This is a genomic window from Mesorhizobium sp. M0664 (genome assembly GCF_040320565.1).
Taxonomy (GTDB): Bacteria; Pseudomonadota; Alphaproteobacteria; order Rhizobiales; family Rhizobiaceae; genus Mesorhizobium.
Genome location: NZ_JAMYPW010000005.1, coordinates 165,897 through 188,993, shown reverse-complemented (window position 1 = coordinate 188,993; position 23,097 = coordinate 165,897). Strand labels below are relative to the sequence as shown.

20 protein-coding genes and 1 pseudogene are annotated in these 23,097 nt (G+C 62.4%); 11 read left to right on the top strand and 10 right to left on the bottom strand.

Going from position 1 to position 23,097, the window contains the following annotated elements:
* Positions 1-19 precede the first annotated feature (19 nt).
* On the bottom strand, positions 20-1,843 hold the full coding sequence (gene glmS / locus NKI39_RS09815; RefSeq protein ID WP_352831602.1) for a glutamine--fructose-6-phosphate transaminase (isomerizing): 1,824 nt from the start codon (positions 1,841-1,843) through the stop codon (positions 20-22).
* Positions 1,844-2,070: 227 nt separating this feature from the next.
* On the opposite strand from glmS, the gene NKI39_RS09810 reads away from it, so the two are divergent.
* Positions 2,071-2,424: an ADP-ribosylation/crystallin J1 gene (locus tag NKI39_RS09810; protein ID WP_352502466.1), complete on the top strand. Its 354-nt coding sequence runs from the start codon at positions 2,071-2,073 to the stop codon at positions 2,422-2,424.
* 1 nt (position 2,425) lies between these two features.
* Here the strand turns inward: NKI39_RS09810 and glmU are convergent, their stop codons facing one another.
* The gene (gene glmU, locus NKI39_RS09805) at positions 2,426-3,787 is read right to left on the bottom strand and encodes a bifunctional UDP-N-acetylglucosamine diphosphorylase/glucosamine-1-phosphate N-acetyltransferase GlmU (protein WP_352831601.1); all 1,362 of its coding nucleotides are present in this window, start codon (positions 3,785-3,787) and stop codon (positions 2,426-2,428) included.
* A gap of 130 nt (positions 3,788-3,917) precedes the next feature.
* Positions 3,918-4,865 carry an AraC family transcriptional regulator gene (locus NKI39_RS09800; protein ID WP_352831599.1) on the bottom strand — a complete coding sequence of 316 codons (948 nt, stop codon included), beginning with the start codon at positions 4,863-4,865 and terminating at the stop codon, positions 3,918-3,920.
* A gap of 129 nt (positions 4,866-4,994) precedes the next feature.
* On the opposite strand from NKI39_RS09800, the gene NKI39_RS09795 reads away from it, so the two are divergent.
* A complete protein-coding gene (locus NKI39_RS09795) occupies positions 4,995-5,888 on the top strand; it encodes an SDR family oxidoreductase (RefSeq protein ID WP_352831597.1) in 894 nt (297 codons plus the stop codon).
* A 24-nt stretch (positions 5,889-5,912) separates the two neighbouring features.
* Here the strand turns inward: NKI39_RS09795 and NKI39_RS09790 are convergent, their stop codons facing one another.
* Positions 5,913-6,659: a cytochrome c biogenesis CcdA family protein gene (locus NKI39_RS09790; protein WP_352471765.1), complete on the bottom strand. Its 747-nt coding sequence runs from the start codon at positions 6,657-6,659 to the stop codon at positions 5,913-5,915.
* Positions 6,660-6,847: 188 nt separating this feature from the next.
* Here NKI39_RS09790 and NKI39_RS09785 point away from each other — a divergent pair, with 188 nt between their 5' ends.
* The 9 genes and pseudogenes from NKI39_RS09785 (at position 6,848) to rpmG (ending at position 16,531) form a co-directional block, all read left to right on the top strand.
* Positions 6,848-7,225: a COG4315 family predicted lipoprotein gene (locus NKI39_RS09785; protein ID WP_352831596.1), complete on the top strand. Its 378-nt coding sequence runs from the start codon at positions 6,848-6,850 to the stop codon at positions 7,223-7,225.
* Between the two features lie 447 nt (positions 7,226-7,672).
* Positions 7,673-10,288, top strand: coding sequence for a type I DNA topoisomerase (gene topA, locus NKI39_RS09780; protein ID WP_352831594.1), 2,616 nt, complete (start codon positions 7,673-7,675; stop codon positions 10,286-10,288).
* A gap of 6 nt (positions 10,289-10,294) precedes the next feature.
* Positions 10,295-12,601, top strand: coding sequence for a ribonuclease R (gene rnr, locus NKI39_RS09775; RefSeq protein WP_502898554.1), 2,307 nt, complete (start codon positions 10,295-10,297; stop codon positions 12,599-12,601).
* Entirely contained in the window at positions 12,601-13,053 is a 453-nt protein-coding gene (locus NKI39_RS09770; protein WP_023679976.1) for a DUF983 domain-containing protein, read from the top strand. The genes rnr and NKI39_RS09770 overlap by 1 nt, the downstream gene beginning before the upstream one ends.
* Before the next feature lie 72 nt (positions 13,054-13,125).
* Positions 13,126-13,861 (top strand): annotated as a pseudogene (locus NKI39_RS09765) (NUDIX hydrolase).
* Between the two features lie 16 nt (positions 13,862-13,877).
* Positions 13,878-15,053 carry an MFS transporter gene (locus NKI39_RS09760; protein ID WP_352770286.1) on the top strand — a complete coding sequence of 392 codons (1,176 nt, stop codon included), beginning with the start codon at positions 13,878-13,880 and terminating at the stop codon, positions 15,051-15,053.
* Positions 15,054-15,163: 110 nt separating this feature from the next.
* Complete coding sequence (locus tag NKI39_RS09755; RefSeq protein ID WP_352471771.1) at positions 15,164-15,625, top strand: YqfO family protein; 462 nt, start codon at positions 15,164-15,166, stop codon at positions 15,623-15,625.
* 51 nt (positions 15,626-15,676) lie between these two features.
* Positions 15,677-16,045 carry a YybH family protein gene (locus NKI39_RS09750; RefSeq protein ID WP_352471772.1) on the top strand — a complete coding sequence of 123 codons (369 nt, stop codon included), beginning with the start codon at positions 15,677-15,679 and terminating at the stop codon, positions 16,043-16,045.
* A 318-nt stretch (positions 16,046-16,363) separates the two neighbouring features.
* A complete protein-coding gene (gene rpmG, locus NKI39_RS09745; RefSeq protein WP_006201775.1) occupies positions 16,364-16,531 on the top strand; it encodes a 50S ribosomal protein L33 in 168 nt (55 codons plus the stop codon).
* A 68-nt stretch (positions 16,532-16,599) separates the two neighbouring features.
* Here the strand turns inward: rpmG and NKI39_RS09740 are convergent, their stop codons facing one another.
* The 6 genes from NKI39_RS09740 to NKI39_RS09715 all read right to left on the bottom strand — a co-directional run bounded on the left by NKI39_RS09740 (position 16,600) and on the right by NKI39_RS09715 (position 22,881).
* On the bottom strand, positions 16,600-17,667 hold the full coding sequence (locus tag NKI39_RS09740) for an ABC transporter ATP-binding protein (protein ID WP_352831592.1): 1,068 nt from the start codon (positions 17,665-17,667) through the stop codon (positions 16,600-16,602).
* Positions 17,668-17,671: 4 nt separating this feature from the next.
* The gene (locus NKI39_RS09735; RefSeq protein WP_352613810.1) at positions 17,672-18,520 is read right to left on the bottom strand and encodes a carbohydrate ABC transporter permease; all 849 of its coding nucleotides are present in this window, start codon (positions 18,518-18,520) and stop codon (positions 17,672-17,674) included.
* Entirely contained in the window at positions 18,520-19,443 is a 924-nt protein-coding gene (locus tag NKI39_RS09730) for a carbohydrate ABC transporter permease (protein WP_352613811.1), read from the bottom strand. Before NKI39_RS09730 ends, NKI39_RS09735 begins: the two co-directional genes overlap by 1 nt.
* A gap of 212 nt (positions 19,444-19,655) precedes the next feature.
* Positions 19,656-20,933: an ABC transporter substrate-binding protein gene (locus NKI39_RS09725; protein WP_352770278.1), complete on the bottom strand. Its 1,278-nt coding sequence runs from the start codon at positions 20,931-20,933 to the stop codon at positions 19,656-19,658.
* 29 nt (positions 20,934-20,962) lie between these two features.
* Complete coding sequence (locus tag NKI39_RS09720) at positions 20,963-22,150, bottom strand: PLP-dependent transferase (protein WP_352831590.1); 1,188 nt, start codon at positions 22,148-22,150, stop codon at positions 20,963-20,965.
* Positions 22,147-22,881: a FadR/GntR family transcriptional regulator gene (locus NKI39_RS09715; protein ID WP_023679986.1), complete on the bottom strand. Its 735-nt coding sequence runs from the start codon at positions 22,879-22,881 to the stop codon at positions 22,147-22,149. The genes NKI39_RS09720 and NKI39_RS09715 overlap by 4 nt, the downstream gene beginning before the upstream one ends.
* Positions 22,882-23,097: the final 216 nt, after the last annotated feature.

The window sequence follows — 23,097 nt, the reverse complement described above, 5'->3', positions numbered from 1 at the left end:
GGTAGCCGTTTGGAACCGATCATTCCACCGTTACCGATTTCGCCAGATTGCGCGGCTGGTCGACATCCGTGCCCATGAACACGGCGGTGAAATAGGCGAGCATCTGGATCGGCAGTGCGTAGATGATCGGCGAGATGATTTCCGGTACGTCCGGCAAAACGATCGTCTCCATCGTCTTCACCGTGGCGTGCGCGGCGCCCTTGCTGTCGGTGATCAGGATGATCTTGCCGCCGCGCGCCGCCACCTCCTGCATGTTCGAGACGGTCTTTTCGAAGATACGGTCATGCGGGGCGATGACGATGACGGGCATGTTCTCGTCGATCAGCGCGATCGGGCCGTGTTTCAACTCGCCGGCGGCATAGCCTTCGGCGTGGATATAGGAAATTTCCTTGAGCTTCAGCGCGCCTTCCAGGGCCAGCGGAAAATTGGTGTCGCGGCCGAGATAAAGCACATTCTTGTAGTGCGAGAGGTCGCGCGCGACCTTTTCGATCTGCCCGTCGAGCTTTAGCACCTGGTTCGCATAACGCGGCGCTTCCGACAGCTCGCGTATCAGCGTTTTCTCCTGCTCCTGCGAAATCGTTCCGCGCGCCACGCCCGCCCGCACCGCCAGCGAGGCCAGCACGGAAAGCTGGCAGGTGAACGCCTTAGTCGAAGCGACGCCGATCTCCGGGCCGGCCAACGTCGGCAGGATGACGTCGGATTCGCGCGCCATGGTCGATTCGCGCACATTGACGACCGCGCCGATCTTCATGCCGGCCTTGCGGCAGTAGCGCAGCGACGCCAGCGTGTCGGCGGTCTCACCCGATTGCGAGATGAAGAAAGCGGCATCGTTCTTCGACAGCGGCATCTCGCGATAGCGGAACTCCGAAGCGACATCGATGTCGACCGGCAGCCGCGCATAGCGCTCGAACCAGTATTTGCTGATCAGCCCGGCGAGATAGGCGGTGCCGCAGGCCGAGATCGCCAGCCGGTCGATCTTGGCGAAATCGAACGGCAGGTCGAGCGGCTTCGAGACGCCGCTGATGAAATCAACATAATGCGCCAGCGTGTGCGAGATCACTTCCGGCTGCTCATGGATTTCCTTTTCCATGAAATGGCGGCGGTTGCCTTTGTCGACCATGAAGCTCGTGCTGAGCGACTGTTGGCGTTTGCGGTCGACCTTGTTGCCGCCCATGTCGAAGATATCGACCTCGTTGCGGCGCACCACCGCCCAGTCGCCGTCTTCCAGATAGGTGATCGAATTGGTGAAAGGGGCAAGCGCAATGGCGTCGGAGCCAAGGAACATCTGGCCGTCGCCATGACCGACCGCGAGCGGCGGGCCATTGCGCGCGCCGACGATCAGATCCTCGTCGCCCTTGAACATGATGGCGAGCGCAAAGGCGCCTTCCAGCCGCTTCAGCGCCTTGTGCGCCGCCTCAACCGGCTTCAGCCCCCTGGCCAGTTCGCGCGCCACCAGATGCGCGACGACTTCGGTATCGGTCTGTGAGGCGAAGCTGTAGCCGTCGCGCATCAGCTCGTCGCGCAATTCGGCGAAATTCTCGATGATGCCGTTATGGACGATGGCGACGCCGTCGGAAAAATGCGGATGCGCATTGCTCTCGTTCGGAACGCCATGCGTGGCCCAGCGCGTGTGGCCGATGCCGATCATGCCGTCGAGCGGTTCGTCCTTCAGCAGGCGCTCGAGATTGACCAGCTTGCCCTCGGCGCGGCGGCGGTCAAGCCTGCCGTGCTCGATCGTGGCGACGCCGGCCGAGTCATAGCCGCGATATTCGAGCCTTTTCAGCGCATCGACGATAAGCGGCGCGACCGGCGAGTCACCGACAATTCCAACGATACCGCACATGGCGCCTGCCCCCGATTCCGACCTCAAACCCGGCACTATTTAGAGACTGCCGGGCTGCCGCGAAAAATCACATTCCATTTCGTCCGGTATCAGCCGGACTATCCTGCACAGATGCACCATGACAGGGCGCACTTGCAATCCGGTTACTGCAATTGCTCAGTTTCTCCGCTTATGTATCCTATCTCGGCTCAACGGCTCCAGAAATCAGTCAAAGACATGATGCGGCTATGAACGAACGAATTGACACGGTGACGCTTTGGCGTCCGGTTGGTCCCCGCGAACTGGAGTTGATCCAGAGGGCAGGGATGCGCGCCTTTCCTCCTCGACTTGCCGATCAGCCGATCTTCTATCCGGTTACCAGCGAGGCCTATGCCACCCAGATCGCCCGAGACTGGAACGTGCCCGCGAGCGGATCAGGTTTCGTGACGCGTTTCGAGGTGAGTCGCAGCTTTCTGGACCGTTACAGCGTCCAGCATGCCGGCAGCCGGGCGCATCTGGAATACTGGATTCCGGCCGAAGACCTGTCGGCCTTCAACGATGCAATCGTTGGCGAAATCCAGCTTGTCGCCGAGTTCCGCTAGTCTACCCTTTTTTGCGGGCCGCCGCGGCCTGAGAAAAACGCTCTCGCAACTCCTTGCCCTTGCCGGGTAGAGTCCGCTGGCGGGCGCGGCCGAAAGCCAGCGCATCGTCGGGTACGCTTTCGGTAATGACGCTGCCCGAGGCGATGTAGCCGCCCTTGCCGATGGACACCGGCGCCACCAGCGAGGAGTTCGAGCCTATGAAGGCGCCCTCGCCGATATCGGTGAAGAATTTCGAATAGCCGTCATAATTGCAGGTGATGGTGCCGGCGCCGATATTGGCGCCGGCACCGATGCGGGCATCGCCGATATAGGTCAGATGGTTGACCTTCGCGCCCTCCTCGACGATCGCCTGCTTGACCTCGCAGAAATTGCCGACCTTGGCCTTGGTTCTCAGATCGGCCCCGGGCCGCAGCCGCGCGAACGGCCCGACATCGCAATTCGACGCGATGGTGGCGCCTTCGATATGGCTGAAGGCATGGATCTTGGCCCCCGTCGCGATTTTCACGCCCGGCCCGAACCAGACATTGGGTTCGACGACCGTATCGGCGCCGATCTCGGTGTCGTGCGAGAAGAACACAGTTTCGGGCGCGATCAGCGTAACGCCAGAAAGCATCGCCTCGCGCCGCCGGCGCTGCTGCCAGATACCTTCCGCCTGGGCAAGCTCGGCACGGTTGTTGATGCCGAGCGCGTTCTCGAAACTGGCTTCGGTGGCGACGACATCAAGTCCCTGGGCAGCGGCGATCTCGACGATGTCGGTGAGATAATACTCGCCCTTGGCGTTCTTGCTGCCGACTTGATCGAGCAGCTTCAGCGCGTGCCTGCCGGCGACCGCCATCAGCCCGCCATTGCAGAAGGTGATCTTTTTCTCCTCGTCCGAGCAGTCCTTCTCCTCGCGGATGGCCACGAGCTTGCCGGCCTTTTCGATAAGCCGGCCGTAGCCCGAAGGATTTTCCGTACGGAAGCCGACCACGACGACGGCCGCACCTTCCGCCAGCTTCAGCCTCGCCGCCGCGAGCGCTTCCGGATCGATCAACGGCGTGTCGCCAAACATCACCAAGATATCGTCATAACCTTTTGATATTGCTGCACGTGCGGCAAGCACGGCGTGCGCGGTGCCGAGACGTTTTTCCTGAACGAAAGCCTCGGCCCTCGGCGCAAACTTGAGTGCAGCCTTGCGCATCTCATCGGCGCCATGGCCGATCACCAGCGCCAATTCGCCGCTGCCGGCGGCTTCGGCCGCCTTGACGACATGGGCAACCATCGGCAGGCCCGCGATTGTGTGCAGCACTTTCGGCACTGCACTCTTCATGCGCGTGCCTTCACCGGCGGCGAGGATGATGGACAGGCAGGATCTCTGGCTCATGGGGACAGCAACCGTTGAAAGGGGTCTGGAATCGAAGCGTTAGTAGCACCGGCGCCATGCTGCACCAATGCGGTTAAATTCCGGTGAGACGGTGGAACCTCCAACCCGCGACACGCTCAAGCCGATCGGCTCAGGCGGCTTCCGCCTCGTTGCGTGATGCGAAGCTGGGGGCTCGGCCACGGCCGTATTGCCGTGGCGAACAGTTCATGACCCGCTTGAAGGCTGTGCTGAAGGCGCTTTCGGATTCGTAGCCGAGCGAAAGCGCTATGACGGCGACGGGATCGCTGGAATTCGTCAGCCGGTCGCCAGCCAGCAGCATTCGCCAGCGCGTCAAATAGTCCATCGGCGACGCGCCAACCGTCTCCTTGAATCTGAGCGCAAAGGTCGATCGCGACATGCCGGCCCGTTCCGCCAGTTCCTGTAGCGTCCAGCCATGCGCCGGATCGTCATGCATGGCCCTGATCGCCGCGCCGATCTGTTTGTCCGCGAGGGCAAAGAGCCAGCCGATGCCACCTTTCAATCCTTCCGAAAGATGCAGCCGCAGCGCCTGAACCAGCATCATGTGGGCGAGGTGCTGGATCATCAGAAAGCCGCCCGGCTGCGGCTCGCGCAGCTCCTGCATCATCCGCTCCACAGACCAGCGCAGCGCCGACTGGTCCGACTCTTTGCGGATATGCACAATGGCTGGCAGCATCCGCAACAGCATGCCGGCATGATTGCCGCCAAGCGCGAAGCGGCTGCTGACCAGAAAGAAATCACCACCGCCATTGTGGGTCACGACCCCGCCGGCTCGCGCAGGCGGAAAAATCTTGACGGCTTCAACAGGCGTCAAGCTCATGTCGCTTGCAAGGCGGAAAGGCCGTCCACTCGGCAGCAGGAAGCTGTCTCCCGTCTCAAGGCGCACTGCGTCAGCAACACCCTCCACAGACAGCCAGCACCGGCCGGAGACCACCGCTCCGGTCTTGATGCTTTGCTGCTGGTCGGGGAACTGGATCGACCATTCACCACCAGCATCGAAACCGGCCGACATATAGTTTCGCGGCTTCAGCAGCGAGAGCACATCTGAAAGGGGATCCACAGGTCATTCCGGACGATTGCGAAGATAATACGGACTTTACCGCATAGATCGTATTTTCTCAAGCGCCTATCACGACACAACTGAGCCGCGAAAATGGTCGTGGCCAGAAACGAACAAGGAGAAGTCGTGGTGCGTGTTTTCGTTACCGGAGCGACCGGATTCGTCGGTTCTGCCGTCGTTCAAGAACTCATCGGCGCCGGCCATCAGGTGCTCGGCCTCGCCCGCTCGGCGGCGTCGGCCAAGTCGCTTGCGGCCACCGGAGCCGAGGTGCATCGAGGTGACCTCGAAGCCCTCGAAAGCCTCAGCAGGGGCGCAGCGGCAGCTGATGGAGTGATCCATACCGGCTTCAACCACGACTTCTCGAAATTCGCGCAAAATTGCGAGATGGACCGGCGCGCCATCGAGGCCTTGGGCGGTGCACTCGAAGGCTCCGAGCGGCCCCTGCTCGTCACCTCCGGGACCGCGCTCCAGGCGCGGGGCCGTATCGCGACCGAGGAAGATGCGCCTGTCCCATCTTCCGCTTCGTATCCCCGCGCCTCCGAAGCGACAGCCGCCGCGCTGGCGGCACGCGGCGTGCGCGCGTCGGTTGTGCGCCTTCCTCCGTCGGTCCATGGCCAAGGCGACCATGCCTTCGTTCCTATTCTCATCGACCTCGCTCGCGAGAAGGGCGTGTCGGCCTATATCGGCGAAGGGCTCAATCGCTGGCCTGCCGTGCATCGGTTCGATGCCGCCCGCGTCTACCGGCTTGCGCTCGAGCATGGAGCCGGTGGCGGGCGATATCACGCGATCGCCGAAGAAGGCGTGCCGTTCAAGGACGTCGCCGGCGTGATCGGCCGGCGCCTGGACGTGCCGGTCGTCGCCAAGTCCGCGGAAGAAGCCGCCGATCATTTTGGCTGGTTCGCGATGTTCGCGGCGATGGATGTCCCGACCTCGAGCGAACGAACCCAGGCGCTGCTGGGGTGGCAGCCGAGCGGACCCGGGCTGATCGCTGATATCGACCAGCCGGGCTATTTCGAAGGCTGAACAGACCCATGTCGGGCGGCAAACCTATCCCAATTGCCCCAGCACCGGAAAATTCTCGAGCAACCAATAGGACACCGCCTGCACGCCGCCGGTCAGGAAAAACACGCCGGCGACCACCAGCAACGCGCCGATGGCCTTTTCGACGCGGCCGAGATGGACGCGGAATTTCCCGAGAAAGCGCATGAAGGCGCCTGAAAACAGCGCCGCAACGAGGAAGGGAATACCGAGGCCGAGCGAATAGGCGGCGAGCAGCAGCGCGCCCTCGCCCACCGTCTCGCGGCCGCCGGCAAGCGTCAGGATCGGCCCCAGCACCGGGCCGATACAGGGCGTCCAGCCAAAGGCGAAGGCCAGGCCCATGACGTAAGCGGCGATCAGGCTGGCCGGCTTGCCTTGTGACTGGAAGCGCGCCTCGCGTGAAAGCAAAGGGATGCGCAGTACGCCGAGGAAATTCAGCCCCATCAGGATGATCAGCACGCCTGCCGCCATTGCCAGCGGCTCCTGCCAGACTCGCAGCAAATGGCCGATGGTCGAGGCGCCGGCGCCGAGCGCGACGAAGACGGTCGAGAAGCCGAGCACGAAGGCGATTGAGGAATTAATCAGCGCGCCTCGCGCGCCGGCCTTTGCCGTAATGCCGGCCTCGCCGCGGAAATCGTCGACCGACACGCCGGCCATATAGCACAGGTAAGGCGGCACCAGCGGCAGCACGCAGGGGGACAGGAAGGAAATTGCTCCCGCCCCGATCGCACTGACATAGCCGACGTCCAATGCCATTTCCGTCTCCCGATGACTGCGCAGCCATATAGCCGCGACAACAGCCGTCCGCCAATCACCATCGCGTGGCCCCATCACATTGGGTAGCAAGTCGGCGCCCGCCCGGGAAGAAAGGGCAGCCAGGCAGCGTTGATCAAACGAAACTGCGTTGTTCCGCACGCTTTTCGAAATGACCCAGGGAGAAGTCCATGAAAACGATCGCAATTGGCATAGCCGCGCTTTTGCTCGGCACTGCCGCATCCTTCGCTGCCGAGGCGTGGAAGGAAGCGGAGGTCGGCGGCACCAAGATCTACACCGACGCCAGCGGCATGACGCTCTACACCTACGACAAGGACGAGGCGGGCAAGTCGAACTGCTACGACAAATGCGCCGCCAATTGGCCGCCGCTGAAGGCTGACGCCAACGCCAAGGCCGAGGGCGAGTGGACGATCGTCGACCGCACCGACGGCACCAGGATGTGGGCCTACGAAGGTAAGCCGCTCTACACGTTCATCAAGGACAAGAAGGCCGGCGACGTGACCGGCGAGGGTGTCGGCGGCGTCTGGCATATCGCCAAGGCCGACTAGGCCTTGAGCTTCTGATCGGCTGTAACAGGCAGCAACACGGCTGGTCGCTGGGAACTCGACCCAACCGCCCCGGCGGCCAGCTTTTCAGCACGGTACTTCCTTGCGACTGTCCGAGCAAAATGCCGGGCAAGCGATTGCGCGCTTCACAGCATCTGTTCAAGCAGGGCTGGCGCGTGCTCGATGTTTCTCTTATATCCGCGGGAGAGTTTGTCCCGTTCTCCAGGATCAATTGTCGGGTTTGTCCAGCGATAGGCTGCTCATTTCCCTTGTCCAGGATTGCGGAAATCGCATGGCGCGCCGTTGGGTTGCGCATTCGCTACAGGGCCGCATTTTGACTGCTTGGCCTTGACCGGATGCAAAAGCGCGGCCATGTGAGCGACACATTGAACGAGATTTCGTCGCGCGCAGCGGAATTCTTCTGCCGCATCACAACTGATATGAGACCGTATGGACGTCGTCGTCGTCGAATCGCCGGCCAAGGCGAAGACAATCAACAAGTACCTCGGCAAGAACTACAAGGTTCTGGCCTCGTTCGGCCATGTCCGCGATCTGCCGGCCAAGGATGGCTCGGTGCGTCCGGATGAGGACTTTGCCATGTCCTGGGCCGTCGACACCGCGTCTGGAAAGCGTCTCGCCGATATCGCCAAGGCGGTCAAGGACGCCGACGGGCTGATCCTCGCCACCGATCCGGACCGCGAGGGCGAAGCGATCTCCTGGCATGTCCTGGAAGTGCTGAAGCAAAAGCGCGCGTTGAAGGACAAGCCGGTCAGCCGCGTCGTCTTCAACGCCATCACCAAGGCGTCCGTGCTGGAGGCGATGGCCAATCCGCGCCAGATCGACGCGCCGCTGGTCGATGCCTATCTCGCTCGCCGTGCGCTCGACTATCTGGTCGGCTTCACGCTGTCGCCCGTGCTGTGGCGCAAGCTGCCCGGCGCCCGCTCCGCCGGCCGCGTCCAGTCGGTGGCGCTGCGTCTGGTCTGCGACCGCGAATCCGAGATCGAGCGCTTCATCCGCGAGGAATACTGGCAGGTCGCCGCCATTCTCGGTACGCCGCGCAAGGATAATTTCGAGGCGCGGCTGACCGCCTTCGAGCGCAAGAAGCTGCAAAAGCTCGACATTTCCAACAAGGCGCAGGCCGACGACATCAAAGCGATGCTCGAAGGCGCCAGCTTCAAGGCGGCGTCGGTCGAAGCCAAGCCGACCAAGCGCAATCCCGGGCCGCCCTTCACCACCTCGACGCTGCAGCAGGCAGCCTCATCGGGCCTCGGCTTTTCGGCCAACCGCACCATGCAGGTGGCTCAGCGGCTCTATGAGGGCATGGAGATCGGCGGTGAGACCACCGGCCTGATCACCTACATGCGAACCGACGGCGTGCAGATGGCGCCGGAGGCGATCTCTGCCGCGCGCGATGCGATTGCCAAGGAATTCGGCCCTAAATACCTGCCTGAAAAGCCGCGCTACTATTCCGCCAAGGCCAAGAATGCCCAGGAGGCGCACGAAGCGATCCGTCCGACCGATTTCATGCGCACGCCGGCTTCCGTCAGGCAGTATCTCGACGCTGACCAGGCGCGGCTTTACGAGATGATCTGGAAACGCGCCATCGCCAGCCAGATGCAGCCGGCCGAGATAGAGCGCACCACGGTCGAGGTCGAGGCCATCAACGGCCCGCGCACCGCCGAGCTTCGTGCTGTAGGCTCGGTTGTTCGCTTCGACGGCTTCCTTGCCGCTTACATCGAGCAGAAGGAAGAAGATTCGGAAGACGAGGAAAGCCGCCGCCTGCCCGAGATCCGTGCCGGCGAGCAGCTCACACGCGAGGCGATCAACGCCACCCAGCACACCACCGAGCCGCCGCCGCGTTATTCGGAAGCTTCGCTGATCAAGAAGCTGGAAGAGTTGGGCATCGGCCGGCCGTCGACTTATACGGCGATCCTGAAGACGCTCGAGGATCGTGACTATGTCACCATCGACAAGCGCAAGCTGGTGCCGCAGGCCAAGGGCCGGCTATTGTCGGCCTTCCTCGAAAGCTTCTTCGAGCGTTATGTCGAGTACGACTTCACCGCTTCGCTGGAGGAAAAGCTCGATGAGATTTCCGACGGCAAGCTCGCATGGAAGGACGTGCTGCGCGATTTCTGGAAGGATTTTTCCGGCGCCGTCGCCGACATCAAGGAGTTGCGCGTCACCGACGTCCTCGATGCATTGAACGAGGAACTGGCGCCGCTGGTCTTTCCCGCGCGGGAAGACGGTTCGAACCCGCGCATCTGTCCGAAATGCGGCACCGGCAACCTGTCGCTGAAGCTCGGCAAGTTCGGCGCCTTCGTCGGCTGTTCGAACTATCCCGAATGCTCCTTCACCCGCCAGCTCGGCGACGCCGCCAATCCCAATGGCGAGAACGGCGGTGGTGAAGACGGCACCAAAGTGCTCGGCAAGGACCCCTATACCGCCGAGGAGATCACGCTGCGCAATGGCCGGTTCGGCCCCTATATCCAGCGCGGCGACGGCAAGGATGCCAAGCGCTCCAGCCTGCCCAAGGGCTGGACGGTCGATTCGATCGATCACGAAAAGGCGCTCGCCTTGTTGTCGCTGCCGCGCGACGTCGGCAAGCATCCGGAATCCGGCAAGATGATTTCGGCCGGGCTGGGGCGCTACGGGCCGTTCGTGCTGCATGACGGCACCTACGCCAATCTCGACAGCATCGAGGACGTGTTCTCGATCGGCCTCAATCGCGCCGTCTCGGTGATCGCCGAGAAGCAATTGAAGGGCAAAGGCGGCCGCAATGGCGGCACAGCCGCTGCGCTCAAGGAACTAGGCGAGCATCCTGCCGGCGGCGGCAACATAGTCGTGCGCGACGGCAAATACGGGCCTTATGTGAATTTCGGCAAGGTCAATGCGACGCTGCCGAAGGGCAAGGATCCGCAATCGGTGACGATCGAGGATGCGGTGGCGCTCATTGCGGAAAAGGAAGCCAAGGGCGGCAACGGCGCCAGGAAGCCCTTCCGCAAAGCGGCCGCGCCTGCCAAGAAACCGGCTGCGGCCAAAAAACCGGCGGCCAGGAAAAAGGGATAGGACGGGTTGGCGCGCAAAGTCTCCGGAAGAAGCCACGGCGATCTGCGCACCGCCGATACCCGTGCCAAGGTCAGGGACAATTACCGGCCTTCACGCGACGAGATACTGCGTTACATCGCCGAAAATCCGGACCGCGCCGGTAAACGCGACATCGCCAAGGCGTTTGCGCTGCGCGGCGAAGACCGTATCTGGCTGAAGGACGTCTTGCGCGACCTGCAGGATGAAGGCCTGCTCACCAAGGAGCGCAAGCGGCTTGCCCGTATCGGCGCCCTGCCCCACGTCGCGGTGCTCGACATCTTCGGCCGTGACGCCGACGGTGTGCTGCTGGCGCACCCGACCGAAGCGATTGGCAATGGCGAACCTCCGGTCATAGCGATCCGCGTGTCGCGCGGCGGCAATGGCCCGACGCCGGGCATCGGCGACCGCGTGCTGGCCAAGACCTTTCCGACCGACGATCCGGCAGGCCCGGCCTATACGGGCCGGGTGATGAAGATATTCGAGAAGCGCACCGATGCGGTTCTCGGCGTTTTCCGTGTGCTGAAGGACGGCACGTTCCGCATCGAACCGGTGGAAAGGCGTCAGCCGGAGCTGGTCGTCGACAAGGAATTCCAGAACGGCGCCAAGAACGGCGACCTGGTCGAGGTCGAGCCGGCACGGGCCTCGCGCTACGGGCTGCCGCGAGCCAAGGTTCTGGCGGTGTTGGGGTCGCTGACCAGCGAAAAGGCGGTCTCGATGATCGCCATCCACGCACACGACATTCCGCATATTTTCCCAGCCGACGTCATCGCCCAGGCGGAGGCGGTCAAGCCGGCGACGCTTGCCGGCCGCGAGGATTGGCGCGAGCTGCCGCTGCTCACCATCGATCCGGCCGATGCCAAGGATCATGACGACGCGGTGTTCGCCATGCCTGACACCGACGAGAAGAACGCCGGCGGCGTGATTGTCACCGTCGCCATTGCCGATGTCGCTGCATACGTGCGCTATGCCACGGCGCTCGATCGCGAAGCGCTGAAGCGCGGCAATTCGGTCTATTTTCCCGACCGAGTCGTACCGATGCTGCCGGAGCGCATCTCGAACGACCTCTGTTCACTGCGCGAGGGCCAGGATCGTCCGGCGATAGCGGTGCGTATGACTTTCTCGGCCGATGGCCACAAACTCAGACATTCCTTCCATCGCGTCATGATGAAGTCGGCGGCGAAACTCGCCTATCAGCAGGCGCAAGCGGCGATCGACGGCGCACCGGACGACACGACTGGCCCGATCCTCGATACGGTGCTGAAGCCGCTATGGGACGCCTACGCGATCCTGAAGCGCGGCCGCGACACCCGCCAGCCGCTCGAACTCGATCTGCCCGAGCGCAAGATCCTGCTCAAGCAGGACGGCACCGTCGACAAGGTCGTCGTGCCGGAGCGGCTCGACGCGCACAAACTGATCGAAGAGTTCATGATCCAGGCCAATGTCGCCGCCGCCGAGACACTCGAGGCGAAGCGCCAGGCGCTGGTCTACCGCATCCACGATGCGCCCTCGCTCGCCAAGCAGGAATCGCTGCGTGAATTCCTGCAGACGCTCGGCCTGTCGCTGGCGCGCGGCGCGCAAATGCTGCCGAACCAGTTCAACGGCATCCTCGCTCGCGTGCGCGGCGCCGATAATGAGGGGCTGGTCAACGAAGTGGTGCTGCGCTCGCAGAGCCAGGCCGAATATTCGCCCGCCAATATCGGCCATTTCGGCCTCAACCTGAAGCGCTACGCGCATTTCACCTCGCCGATCCGTCGCTATGCCGACCTGATCGTGCATCGTGGGCTGATTGCCGCACTCGGCCTTGGTCCGGGGGGCCTGACGCAGGACGAGGCGGAGCGGCTGGAAGAGGTCTCGGCGCTGATTTCGGCGACCGAGCGGCGCGCGATGGCCGCCGAGCGCGACACGGTCGACCGGCTGATCGCCGCCTTTCTCGCCGAGCGCATCGACGACCGTTTCGACGCCCGCATCTCGGGCGTCACCAAATCGGGCCTGTTTGTCCAATTGCCGCAGTACGGCGCGGATGGCTTCATTCCGGTTTCAACCCTGGGCGGCGACTACTATATATACGACGAAACTGCTCGATCGCTTTTCGGAGAACGCACCGGCAAGGGCTATCAGCTTGCTGATCGCGTCGAGGTTCGCCTGATCGAGGTGGCGCCGATGGCCGGCGCGATGCGTTTCGAGATGCTGACCGAGCCAAAGCCGCTGCCCGGCTCCAAACGGTCGTTCCACAAGGCCAAAGGCCGCGCCCGGGCGTCGCAATCGCGTCCAGGCTCGCGCGGCAGGAGACGGTAATGCCAACAGAACTGCAGGTGGAAGAACGGATTTTCGGTGGCGAACATCACTCGGGCCGGACCGCCCGGCCGCTATGGACGGCAATGAAGCGCGGTATGCTCGGCCGCTGCCCGCATTGCGGCGAGGGCAAGCTGTTTCGCGCCTTCGTCAAGACCGTCGACAAATGCGATCATTGCGGCGAGGAGCTCCACCACCATCGCGCCGACGACCTGCCGGCCTATCTCGTGGTCGTCATTGTCGGCCACATCGTGCTCGGGGCCTTCATGGGTGTCGAGGCGACCTCGACGCTGTCTACCTGGCAGCACATCGCCATCTGGGTGCCATTGACCATCATTCTGGCCGTCGTCCTGCTGCAACCGGTCAAGGGCGCTGTCATCGGCCTGCAATGGGCGTTTTATATGCACGGCTTTGGCGGTGAAGAAGATCTGATCGAGTCGCATCCCGAGGCTTGAAACCGAGGCTGGCGCAATCGGCATGGCTGGACGCCACTTTCGCATCGGAGAAGATTCCGCTAGGTCGACCGCATGGACGTTATGACCAAGGCGGAAGTCGACAAGGTTGAGCGGATCGCGCTCGAGGCCAAGCCTATACGCCCACGCGACGCCGCGACGCTGATCCTGCTCGACCGCAAAGGCGACGAATTCCTGGTGCTGATGGGCCGGCGCCACGCCGGTCATGCCTTCATGCCGGGAAAATTCGTGTTTCCTGGCGGCCGCACAGATCCGGCCGACAGCCGCATCTCAATAGCCACCGCACTTCATCCCGAGGAAGAAGCGAGATTGACCGCTGGTATCGGTCGCACCAGCCCGGCTCGCGCCCGCGCGATTGCCCTGTCGGCAATCCGCGAAACCTATGAGGAGGCCGGCCTGCTGATCGGTCAAAAAGGCGCGTTCGCAACCGCCAGGCGCGACTGGCAGGGCTTTGTCGAACACGGCGTCATCCCATCACTGCAAGCGCTGCGCTTCGTCGCACGCGCCATCACCCCGCCCAACCGGGTGCGCCGCTTCGATACGCGCTTTCTCGCCGCATGGCGCGACGATGTCGCCGTTGAACTGCCGGGTGGCGGTCCGACCAACGAGTTGGAGGACGTCGTTTGGCTGCCGCTGGCCAAGGGCCAGGCAAGCCGATATTCCAGACATCACGCGCACGGTCCTGGAGGAACTGGAAACGCGGCTCGCCTGGGATCCGCTGCTGAGCCCCGGCAGTCCCGTGCCGTTCTACCGGCTTGTCCACAATCGCTTCGTCCGCGAAATTCTCTAGAGCAGCCAGGCATTCCATGACAGTCGATACCCAGCCGCAGGGCAAGGAACGCGTACACTGGCTGCCGATGGTCGCGGCGATCTCGTCGATCAGCGTCGTCGGCATTGCCATCGGCCTTGGCATGCCGCTGCTCAGCGTGATCCTGGAAACGCGTGGCCATTCCGCGTCGATGATCGGTCTCAACACCGCGGTCGCCGGCCTCGCCTCTATCGCCGGCGCGCCGCTCGCCACCCCGCTTGCCATGCGGTTCGGGGTCGCCTGGACGATGCTTGCCATGATCGCCGCCGGGGCGCTGGCCTTTGTCGGTTTCCATTTCGCGCCAGCTTTCTGGATGTGGTTTCCGCTGCGCGTGCTGCTGCATATCGCGCTAACGGTGCTGTTCATCCTGTCGGAATTCTGGATCAGCACCTCGGCGCCGCCACACCGGCGCGGACTGGTCCTCGGCATCTATGCCACCGTGCTGTCTCTCGGCTTTGCCGCCGGGCCTTGGCTGTTCGCCCATCTCGGCAGCAGCGGCTTCCTGCCCTTCGGCGTTACCATCGCCTTGGTTACGCTCGCTGCCATACCGGTCCTGGCGGCACGCAACGAGAGCCCGACGATCGTCTCGGACGGCGAAACCAGCAATTTCCTGCGTTACATCTGGCTGGTGCCGACGGCGACCGCGGCCGTGCTGGTGTTCGGCGCGGTCGAGACCGGCGGCTTTGCACTGTTCCCGGTCTACGGTAGCCGCATCGGCTACTCAGAGGCGGACGCCGCCCTTTTGCTCACCATGATCGGGCTTGGCAACGTGCTGTTGCAGATCCCGATCGGCATGATCAGCGACCGCGTAAGCGACCGTCGCTATCTGCTGATGGCCTGTGCCACCGTCGGGCTTGCCGGTACGGTCTTCATGCCGTACTTCGCGCAGAACTGGCATTTGATGGCAGCGCTTCTGTTCGTCTGGGGCGGTGTGGTCGCTGCCATGTACACAATCGGCCTGGCGCATCTCGGCTCGCAGCTTTCCGGCCACGAATTGGCCTCCGCCAACGCCGCCTTCGTGCTCTGCTACGGCGTCGGCATGGTGCTTGGCCCGCAGGCGATCGGCATCGGCATGGACGCTTTCGGGCCGTCGGGCTTCGGTTGGGCGCTCGGCCTGTTCTTCGCCTGCTATATCGTGCTGGTCGGCACCAGGCTGCTCCACAAAATCCTCTGACTCGGCCCAGCTGCCGACATCGCTCCCACTGCTGACCAACTCCTGACACAACCATGTCAGGAGGGCTCGAGTATATGCTCCCCCAAAGTGCATAAGCAGGGAGACCTCGGATGATCGATAGTGGCTTTGAAACGAAATCGCTGCGGATGGAATTGCTGCTGCTGGTGACCTTTCAGGCACCGGCAGCCGATGTCGACCGCATCATGGAGGCGGTGGTCGCGATCGCGCCGCTCGAAATGGGCAAATATGACAGCAATGCCTTTCAGTCGGCGGACGGCATCGAACGTTACCGGCCGCTTGAAGGTGCCGCCGCCGGCGCCGAGACGGAATTGCGCAGGCGGTCGGGGACTGTCGAGGTGTCGTTCGAACTGCCTGATGACCAGAAGCTCGCCGCACGCGTCGTCGAGGCGATTTATCAGGTTCACAGCTATCAGGAACCGGTGATCCGCATTCAGCCACTGCTTGCCAGCCGCTCCAAGGGTCTCGACGACCGCACCAACCCGAACCGCTGGTGGAACACGACGGGAGACTGGAAGAAGGCGTTACAACCGGAAACCGTCGCGGCGGAGTGACCGGAACCTGGTCGTATCTCGGTTTGAATCTGGCTGTCAGGAAGCCTGCCGATGAATGATGAAGCAAACCGCAAACCGGCAAGCGATCCCCAGGACCTGGCGCGGCTATTGGTTTCTCGCGAGCAAGCGGGAGACGCGGAAGGAATGGCTGCTCTTTACGAACCCGGTGCCATCCTCGATACCGGCAACGGACAGTTGGCCTGCGGCAGAGATGCCATCCGCCGATTTTACGCCAAGTTGGTGGCAGCGGGACGAAAGTTTGATCTCGGAGATCAGCGTCCGGCTATCATCAACAGGGATTTGGCGCTCACTTCCACGCGCCTTGCCGACGGCACCGTTACTGCGGAAATCGCTCGCCGGCAAGGTGACGGGAACTGGCTTTGGGTGATCGATCAGCCGTCCATCGCTCGATATTCATAGCCAGCATTCAAACTGAGACGCCACCCAGAGGACGGCCGGAGGCACACAGGAGCCTCCCGCGGCTGTCGGCACCCAATCAACTTGTCGGGTTTTGGTAGCACTCAATGTCCGCTTCGTCCCCAGCCTCCATCGGCTGGCATAAACCCGGACAACTCATGTGCTACCTAATCCGGACAACTCATCTGCTTACGACACAGAACCTGGACAAGGGTTGACTTTCCGGGCGCGTTCTTTATGTGTCGCGGCAAGTTTCCCGCGTCCGGGTGTTTCCCGTGCTCCAGCGGCCAAAACTCCACGAACATTCAACGGACGAACATCATGGCCAAAGCCGCAAACATCAAAATCAAGCTTCTGTCGACCGCCGACACCGGTTTCTTCTACGTGACCAGCAAAAACAGCCGCACCAAGACGGACAAGCTGTCGTTCCGCAAATACGACCCGGTCGCCAAGAAGCACGTCGAATTCAAGGAAACCAAGATCAAGTAATCGGGTTTTCTCTCGCAGTACCGAAACGCCGCCTTCCGGGCGGCGTTTTTCATTTCGGGGATACAGGGCTAGCCGATGCGATCGCCGCTTGCCGGATCGAACAGATGGAGCGATGCCGGATCAGCCGACAGGCGCACGGCCTCACCCGGCTTCACGCTGGCCCGGCCCATGGCAAACACGCAGACCTGCTGGCCGGCAAGCCTGGCATAGAACTGGGTGGACAGGCCGAGCGGCTCCACGACACCCACCTCGCCCTTCAGCGCGCCATTGTCGGCGAGCCGGATATGCTCGGGCCGCAAGCCGACGGTGATCGCATCGCCATCCCTGAGCGGCAGGCCGTCCGGCAGCCTCAGCTTCTGGCCGTCGGCCAGGATGGCATCCGGCTTGGCGCCCTTTTCAACCACGGCAGACAGAAAATTCATGCCGGGCGAGCCGATGAACCCGGCGACGAACATGTTGACCGGCCGGTCGTACAGATCGAGCGGCACACCGACCTGCTGGACGAGGCCGTCATGCATGACGACGATGCGGTCGGCCATTGTCATCGCTTCGGTCTGGTCGTGGGTGACATAGACCGAAGTGGTCTTCAATTGCTGGTGCAGCGCCTTGATCTCGGCACGCATGTGAACGCGCAGCTTGGCATCGAGGTTCGAAAGCGGCTCGTCGAAGAGAAAGACCTTCGGGTCGCGTACGATGGCACGGCCCATGGCGACGCGCTGACGCTGGCCGCCGGACAATTGCCGAGGCAGGCGCTGCAGAAGCGCATCGAGCCCGAGCCGCTTGGCGGCACTGTCCACCCTTGCATCGATCGCCGGCTTCCCGGCCTTTCTCAGCATCAGGCTGAAGCCCATGTTCTTCGACACGTCCATGTGCGGATAGAGCGCGTAGGACTGGAATACCATGGCAATGTCGCGGTCCTTTGGCGCCATATCGTTGACCAGGCGCTCACCAATATGGATTTCGCCGTCGGAGACCTCCTCCAGCCCGGCGATCATACGCAGCAGTGTCGACTTCCCGCAGCCGGACGGGCCGACCAGAACGACGAACTCGCCGACGGCGATTTCGAGATCGACTGCGTGCAGAACGCGCACCGCTCCATAGTCTTTGCGGACTTTGTCAAGTGTAACGGAGGCCATCGATCTATCCCTTGACAGCGCCGGCGGTAAGGCCGGTGACGAGGTAGCGTTGCAGGAAGGCAAAGAAGACGCAGACCGGGATCAGCGCCAGGATGGAAGCCGCCATCATCTGTCCCCAGTCGACCGCGAATTTGCCGATATAGGTGAGCAGGCCGACCGCGAAGGTCTTCTGGTCGTCGCTGGAAATCAGCATCAGCGCAAACAGCAACTCGCTCCAGGCGGCGGTAAAGACGAAGCCGAGCGTCGCGCCCATGCCGGGCAGCGTCAGCGGCACGATCACCTTGCGCATCGCCTGCAGGCGCGTGCAGCCGTCGATCATCGCTGCCTCTTCCAGGTCTCTCGGGATGCCGTCGAAGAAAGATTGCATCAGGAAGGTCGCAAAGGCCGTATTGAACGCGGTGTAGATGATGACGAGGCCGGTCAGGCTGTTGATGAGGCCGATCTGTCCCATGATGCGGTAGATCGGCGGAATGACCATCACCAGCGGAAAAGTCTGGGTGAGCAAAAGCAGGATGGCCAGGGTCGCCTTGCCGCGGAAGGAAAATCGCGACATGGCGTAGCCGGCCAGCGTGGCAATGACCGTTACGAAGGCTGCCGTCGAAACCGAAACGATAACGCTGTTCAGGAAGTAACGCGGGAAATCGCTGGCTTCGAGCACGGTGACGAAGTTCTGCAGCGTCGTTTGCGACGGCCAGAAAGTGATGCCTTCGGAATAGAGCAGCCGCTCCGGCGTGACCGAGATCTTCAACGTCCAGAAGATCGGGAACAGCGCGAAGGCCATATAGGCGGCGATGGCGCCGTAAAGGCCGATACCGCCGAGGACGCGCGAGGAAGCGGAGCGTCCGGCAATCATCAGACGTGCCTCACCAGCGAACGGCGGATGCCGATAAGCGCAACCGCGTAGACGATGAGCAGCACAAGCAGCAGGACCGCCACTGCGGAGGCATAGCCTTTGTCCAGCGACTTGAACGCGCTGACATAGATATAGACCGGCACTGTGGCGGTCGAACCGGCAGGCCCGCCTTCGGTCATGACGAAGATCAGGTCGGCGAATGTGGCGATCCATATGGTGCGCAGCATGACGGTAATGACGATGGTCGGCGCCAGGAACGGCAGCGTCACCTTGGTGAAGCGCTGCCACGGCGAGGCGCCGTCGATCGCCGCCGCCTCATGCAGTTCTGACGGGATCGACTTCAACGCCGCCAAAAGGGTGATGGCAAAAAAGGGAATGCCGAACCAGACATTGGCGACGATCGGCCCCCACATGGCTGTCGAGGGATCGGAGAGCACGTTGGTTGGCTCGGCTTTCAGCCCCAAGGCGTAGAGCCAATGCGGCAGCGGCCCGATGATCGGGTTGAACAGCCAGGCCCAGGTCAGGCCCGAGAGGAAGGACGGTACCGCCCAAGGCAGGAACACCACGGCCTGCACGATCTTTCTGCCCCGGAACGGCGTATCGAGCAGCAGCGCCAGGCCAAGTCCAAGGAAAAATTGGAAGAACAGGCTGGCTGCCGTCCACCATAGCGTGTTGACGAGCGCCTGCCCGAGCACAGGATCCGACAGCATCGCCTGATACTGCCCAAGCCCGACATATTCGGATTTGAAAGCGGAGAATTTGCGGAACGAGTAGCCGACACCGATAACCAGCGGCACCAGGAGCACGACGACCAGCAGCGCGATCGCCGGGCTGAGATAGAGCCAAGGCTCGATCACGGCATGGGATAGCCGCTTCTTTCGCGGCCTGCCGGCGGATCGGATTTCGGACACGGCATAGGTCATTGGTACTGGATCGTCTCCTGGGTAACCACGGGCTGGCGACAGCGCCTTCCCCGTTTACGGGGAGATGCCGGTCCACCCTCCGCAGCTGCAGCGCAGCTGCTGCGGAGGACGGGCAGGCAGATGAGAGGCAACACGAGCCACGACGGGTTGGCGCCGCCCTCATCCGTCACTTCGTGACACCTTCTCCCCGTGAACGGGAGAAGGAAGAAGAGCTATTTCTTGTTCTTGGCCAGCCAGTCCTGCTGTTCTTTGGTCAGGAACTTGGCCCATTCGTCAGCCACGTCCTTGGCCGCTTTCTGGCCAAGCAGCACTTCCTGAAAATTCTTGATCGCCACCTGGTCTACGAAATTGCCAAGGTTTTCCAGGTGAGTCGGCGGCGTCACCATCTCGTATTTGTCGCCGTTGTTCAGTTCCTCGAACCAGCCTTTGAACTGCTCGGTCCTGAAGTGGGCGTCCTGGTCGGCGCCGTTGTGGATTGGAATGACGCCGACTTCCTTTGCCCATTCCAGATTGTCCTTGGGCGACAACAGCGTCGCCATCAGCTTCCATGCATCGTCCTTGTGCTGGGAATTGGCGAACATCGCCCAGCCGGCATAACCGAGCGTCGGATAGGATTTGCCGCTCGGTCCGACCGGCATCGGCGCCACGGCGAAATCGTCGGCGCTCATCTTGTCGGCGATGCCGAGCAGCGCGTCGGGATCCTGGTTCAGCATGGCGCAGGTGCCGCTGTAGAACCCGGTGACGGTCTCGTTAAAACCCCAGCTCACCGCATCTTTCGGCGCCAGGCCGTTCTTGTACATGTCGGCGAGCATCTGCAGGCCCTTGACCGAGCCTTCCTCGTTGATGGTCGAGGTGCCGTCCTCGTTGAAATACCCGCCCTTGCCGGCGGCGATGTTCATGAACATATGCATGCCGTTGAAGGCGCCCGGGCCGCCGCGCAGGCAGTAGCCGTATTTGCCCGGTATCGCCGAGATTTTTTTGGAGTCCTCGACGAATTCATCGAGCGTTGCCGGCGGACCGTCCAGACCAGCCTCCTTGAACAGCTTCTTGTTCCAGAACAGCGCGTTCAGGTAATAGCCGTAAGGGATCATGTACTGCTTGTTATCGACCGTCGAGCCGAACTGCTTGGCACGCTCGCCAAGCGTTTTGGCATCGTCCCATTTGGCCATGTATGGCCCGAGATCCTCGAGCTGGCCGTTGGTCGCATAGAGACCCATCCAGCGTTCCGGCATCTCGACGATATCGGGCGTGTCGCCGGCCTGCACCATGGTGAGGAACTTCTCGAACGCCTGTCCCCAGGGCAGTGATACCAGCTCGACCTTGACACCCGGATTGGCCGCCTCGAATTCGGCGATCTGCTTCTTGAGGAATTCGGTACGCGGCGGGCTGGTGATGACCTCGACCATCTTGACCGTGGAATCGGCCAGCACGCTGCCGGCGGAAATCGCCAGACCCAAGACGGCACCAAGAAGGATGCTCAGTTTTTTCATGTTCAGCACTCCCATTTTGAACGGCTCCTTTATCTTTTTGCTCTGTCGAAGGCCCGGGCAACATCCGCCCACAGGTCTTCGACACTTTCCAATCCGACACTGAAGCGGATGGTTCGTGGGCTGACGCCGAAGCGCGCCATCGAATTCAGGCCCGGCGTCTGCTCGAGCGAGGCCTTTGCCGGAACGACCAGGCTCTCATGGCCGCCCCAGCTGACGCCGATGCGAAAGAGTTTCAGCGCATCGACGAAAGCCGGGATGTCGACGTCTTCCGTCACTTCGAACGAGAACAGCCCGGCATAGCCGGCAAGCGTCGCCTTGCCTGGATGGTTGGAATAGGCCGGGTGGTTGACCCGCTCGACATGGTCATGCGCTTTCAGCCGTTCGGCGATGGTCAGCCCGCTCTTCATGTGGTGCGGCAACCGCAGCGGCAATGTGCGCAGGCCACGCAGCAACAGCCAGGCCTCGAAAGGCGAAAGTTTGCCGCCGAGATAGGAATAGGTCTGCTCGTTGATATGTCGGATATGGGCGGCCGAACCGGCCACCACACCGGCGACGGTGTCGCTGTGGCCGCCGAGATATTTCGAGGCCGAATGCAGCACCAGGTCGACACCGTGCGAAATCGGCTTCTGGAACACCGGCGTCGCCCAGGAATTGTCGATCGAGGTGATGATGCCCTGCTCTTTGGCCAGCCGCGCGAGCTGGGTTATGTCCTGGAGCTCGAATATCATCGACGTCGGGCTTTCCAGGTAGAGCAGCTTGGCGCCGGGAAGTGCTGCCGCGACCGCGTCCGGATCGGAACCGTCGACGTAGTCGACCTTGATGTTGAGCCGTGGCAAAAGCCGTTCGAACAGCCGGTAGGCATCGCCGTAGCAATTGCGCACGACAACCATGCGCTCACCGGCACCGACGAAAGCAAGCACCGTGGCGCTGATCGCCGCCATGCCGCTGGAAAAGCCGCGCGCGGCCTCCGCGCCTTCGAGAGCGGCGACACGCGCCTCGAACTCCATGACCGTCGGGTTGTCGCCGCGCGAATAGATCGGCTGATGTCGCCTGCCGGCGAATGTGTCGGCCATCTCGGAATAGTTGGCGAAGGTGAAGAGCGAAGTCTGGTAGATCGGCGGGACCACCGCGCCGCCGGGGAAAGGCTCGTCATGGGCGAGAAGCGTCGCTGCCTCGGCGAGATAGTCGTTTTCGAAACCGGCGGGATGATCGCTCATTTCTGGCCTGAAAGTTCGAGTTTGGCCGCGCCGCGCTTCAGATCGTCCTCGACGGTGGCGATCAGCTTGAGCGCCTCGGCCCGGGCCCCCTCCGGATCGTGCGCGGCAATGCGTTCGTAGATGGTGCGGTGGTAAGGAAAGCTGGCGTGGCCGAAATCACGAACGCCGAGCGGATGCTCCCAGAAACGATGGAACAGTTCGTGCATGGCGGCGATGATCTGCTCGAACAGCGGATTGCCGGAACTGCGGTAGATCGACTGGTGGAATTCCCAGTCCTCCTCCGCCGACATCCCGGCGCGGGTGTGGAAGGCCTGCTCCATAATGTCGAGCTTGCGCCCGATCTCGACGAGATCTGCCTGGCCCGCGCGGACGGCGCACAGGGCGGCGGCTTCCGCTTCCAGTGCCCGGCGGATTTCCAGCGTCTGCATCAGGCTGGTGAAATCATTGCCGCCGGCCAGCGTCAGCGGCATGTGCAGCATGTCCAGCGAGACCACTCCCTTGAGATAGGTGCCGCTGCCTTGCCGCCGTTCGACCAGGCCTAGCCCTTCCCAGCGCGTCAACGCCTCGCGCACGGTGTTGCGGCTCACCTTGAGGCGCTCGGCAAGGATTCGTTCGGTCGGCAGTCTCTGGCCGGGCCCGAGAGCTTCCCGCATCACAAAGCCGGCCAGCGCCTTGAGCACCGCGTCGTCACGAGCAGTTGCCTGTATGGGGGAAAGGCCGAATTCGGTCATGCCAACGGGTCACCAAATGGCTCAATGGTCCAACCAATTTCTGCATAGAAGACAGGGCCTGTCAATCGACTGCGGGCGCATACGCCCTGCCCAAGCCGGCTATTTCAAAGGGCGCTGTCGCTGCCGCAACAAAAACCAAACATTTTCCGGGTCTTGGCGTATAATCCTGATGTGTTTTGAAAATTGGGGGCCGGCCGGCGTTTGGCAGCGGTACGA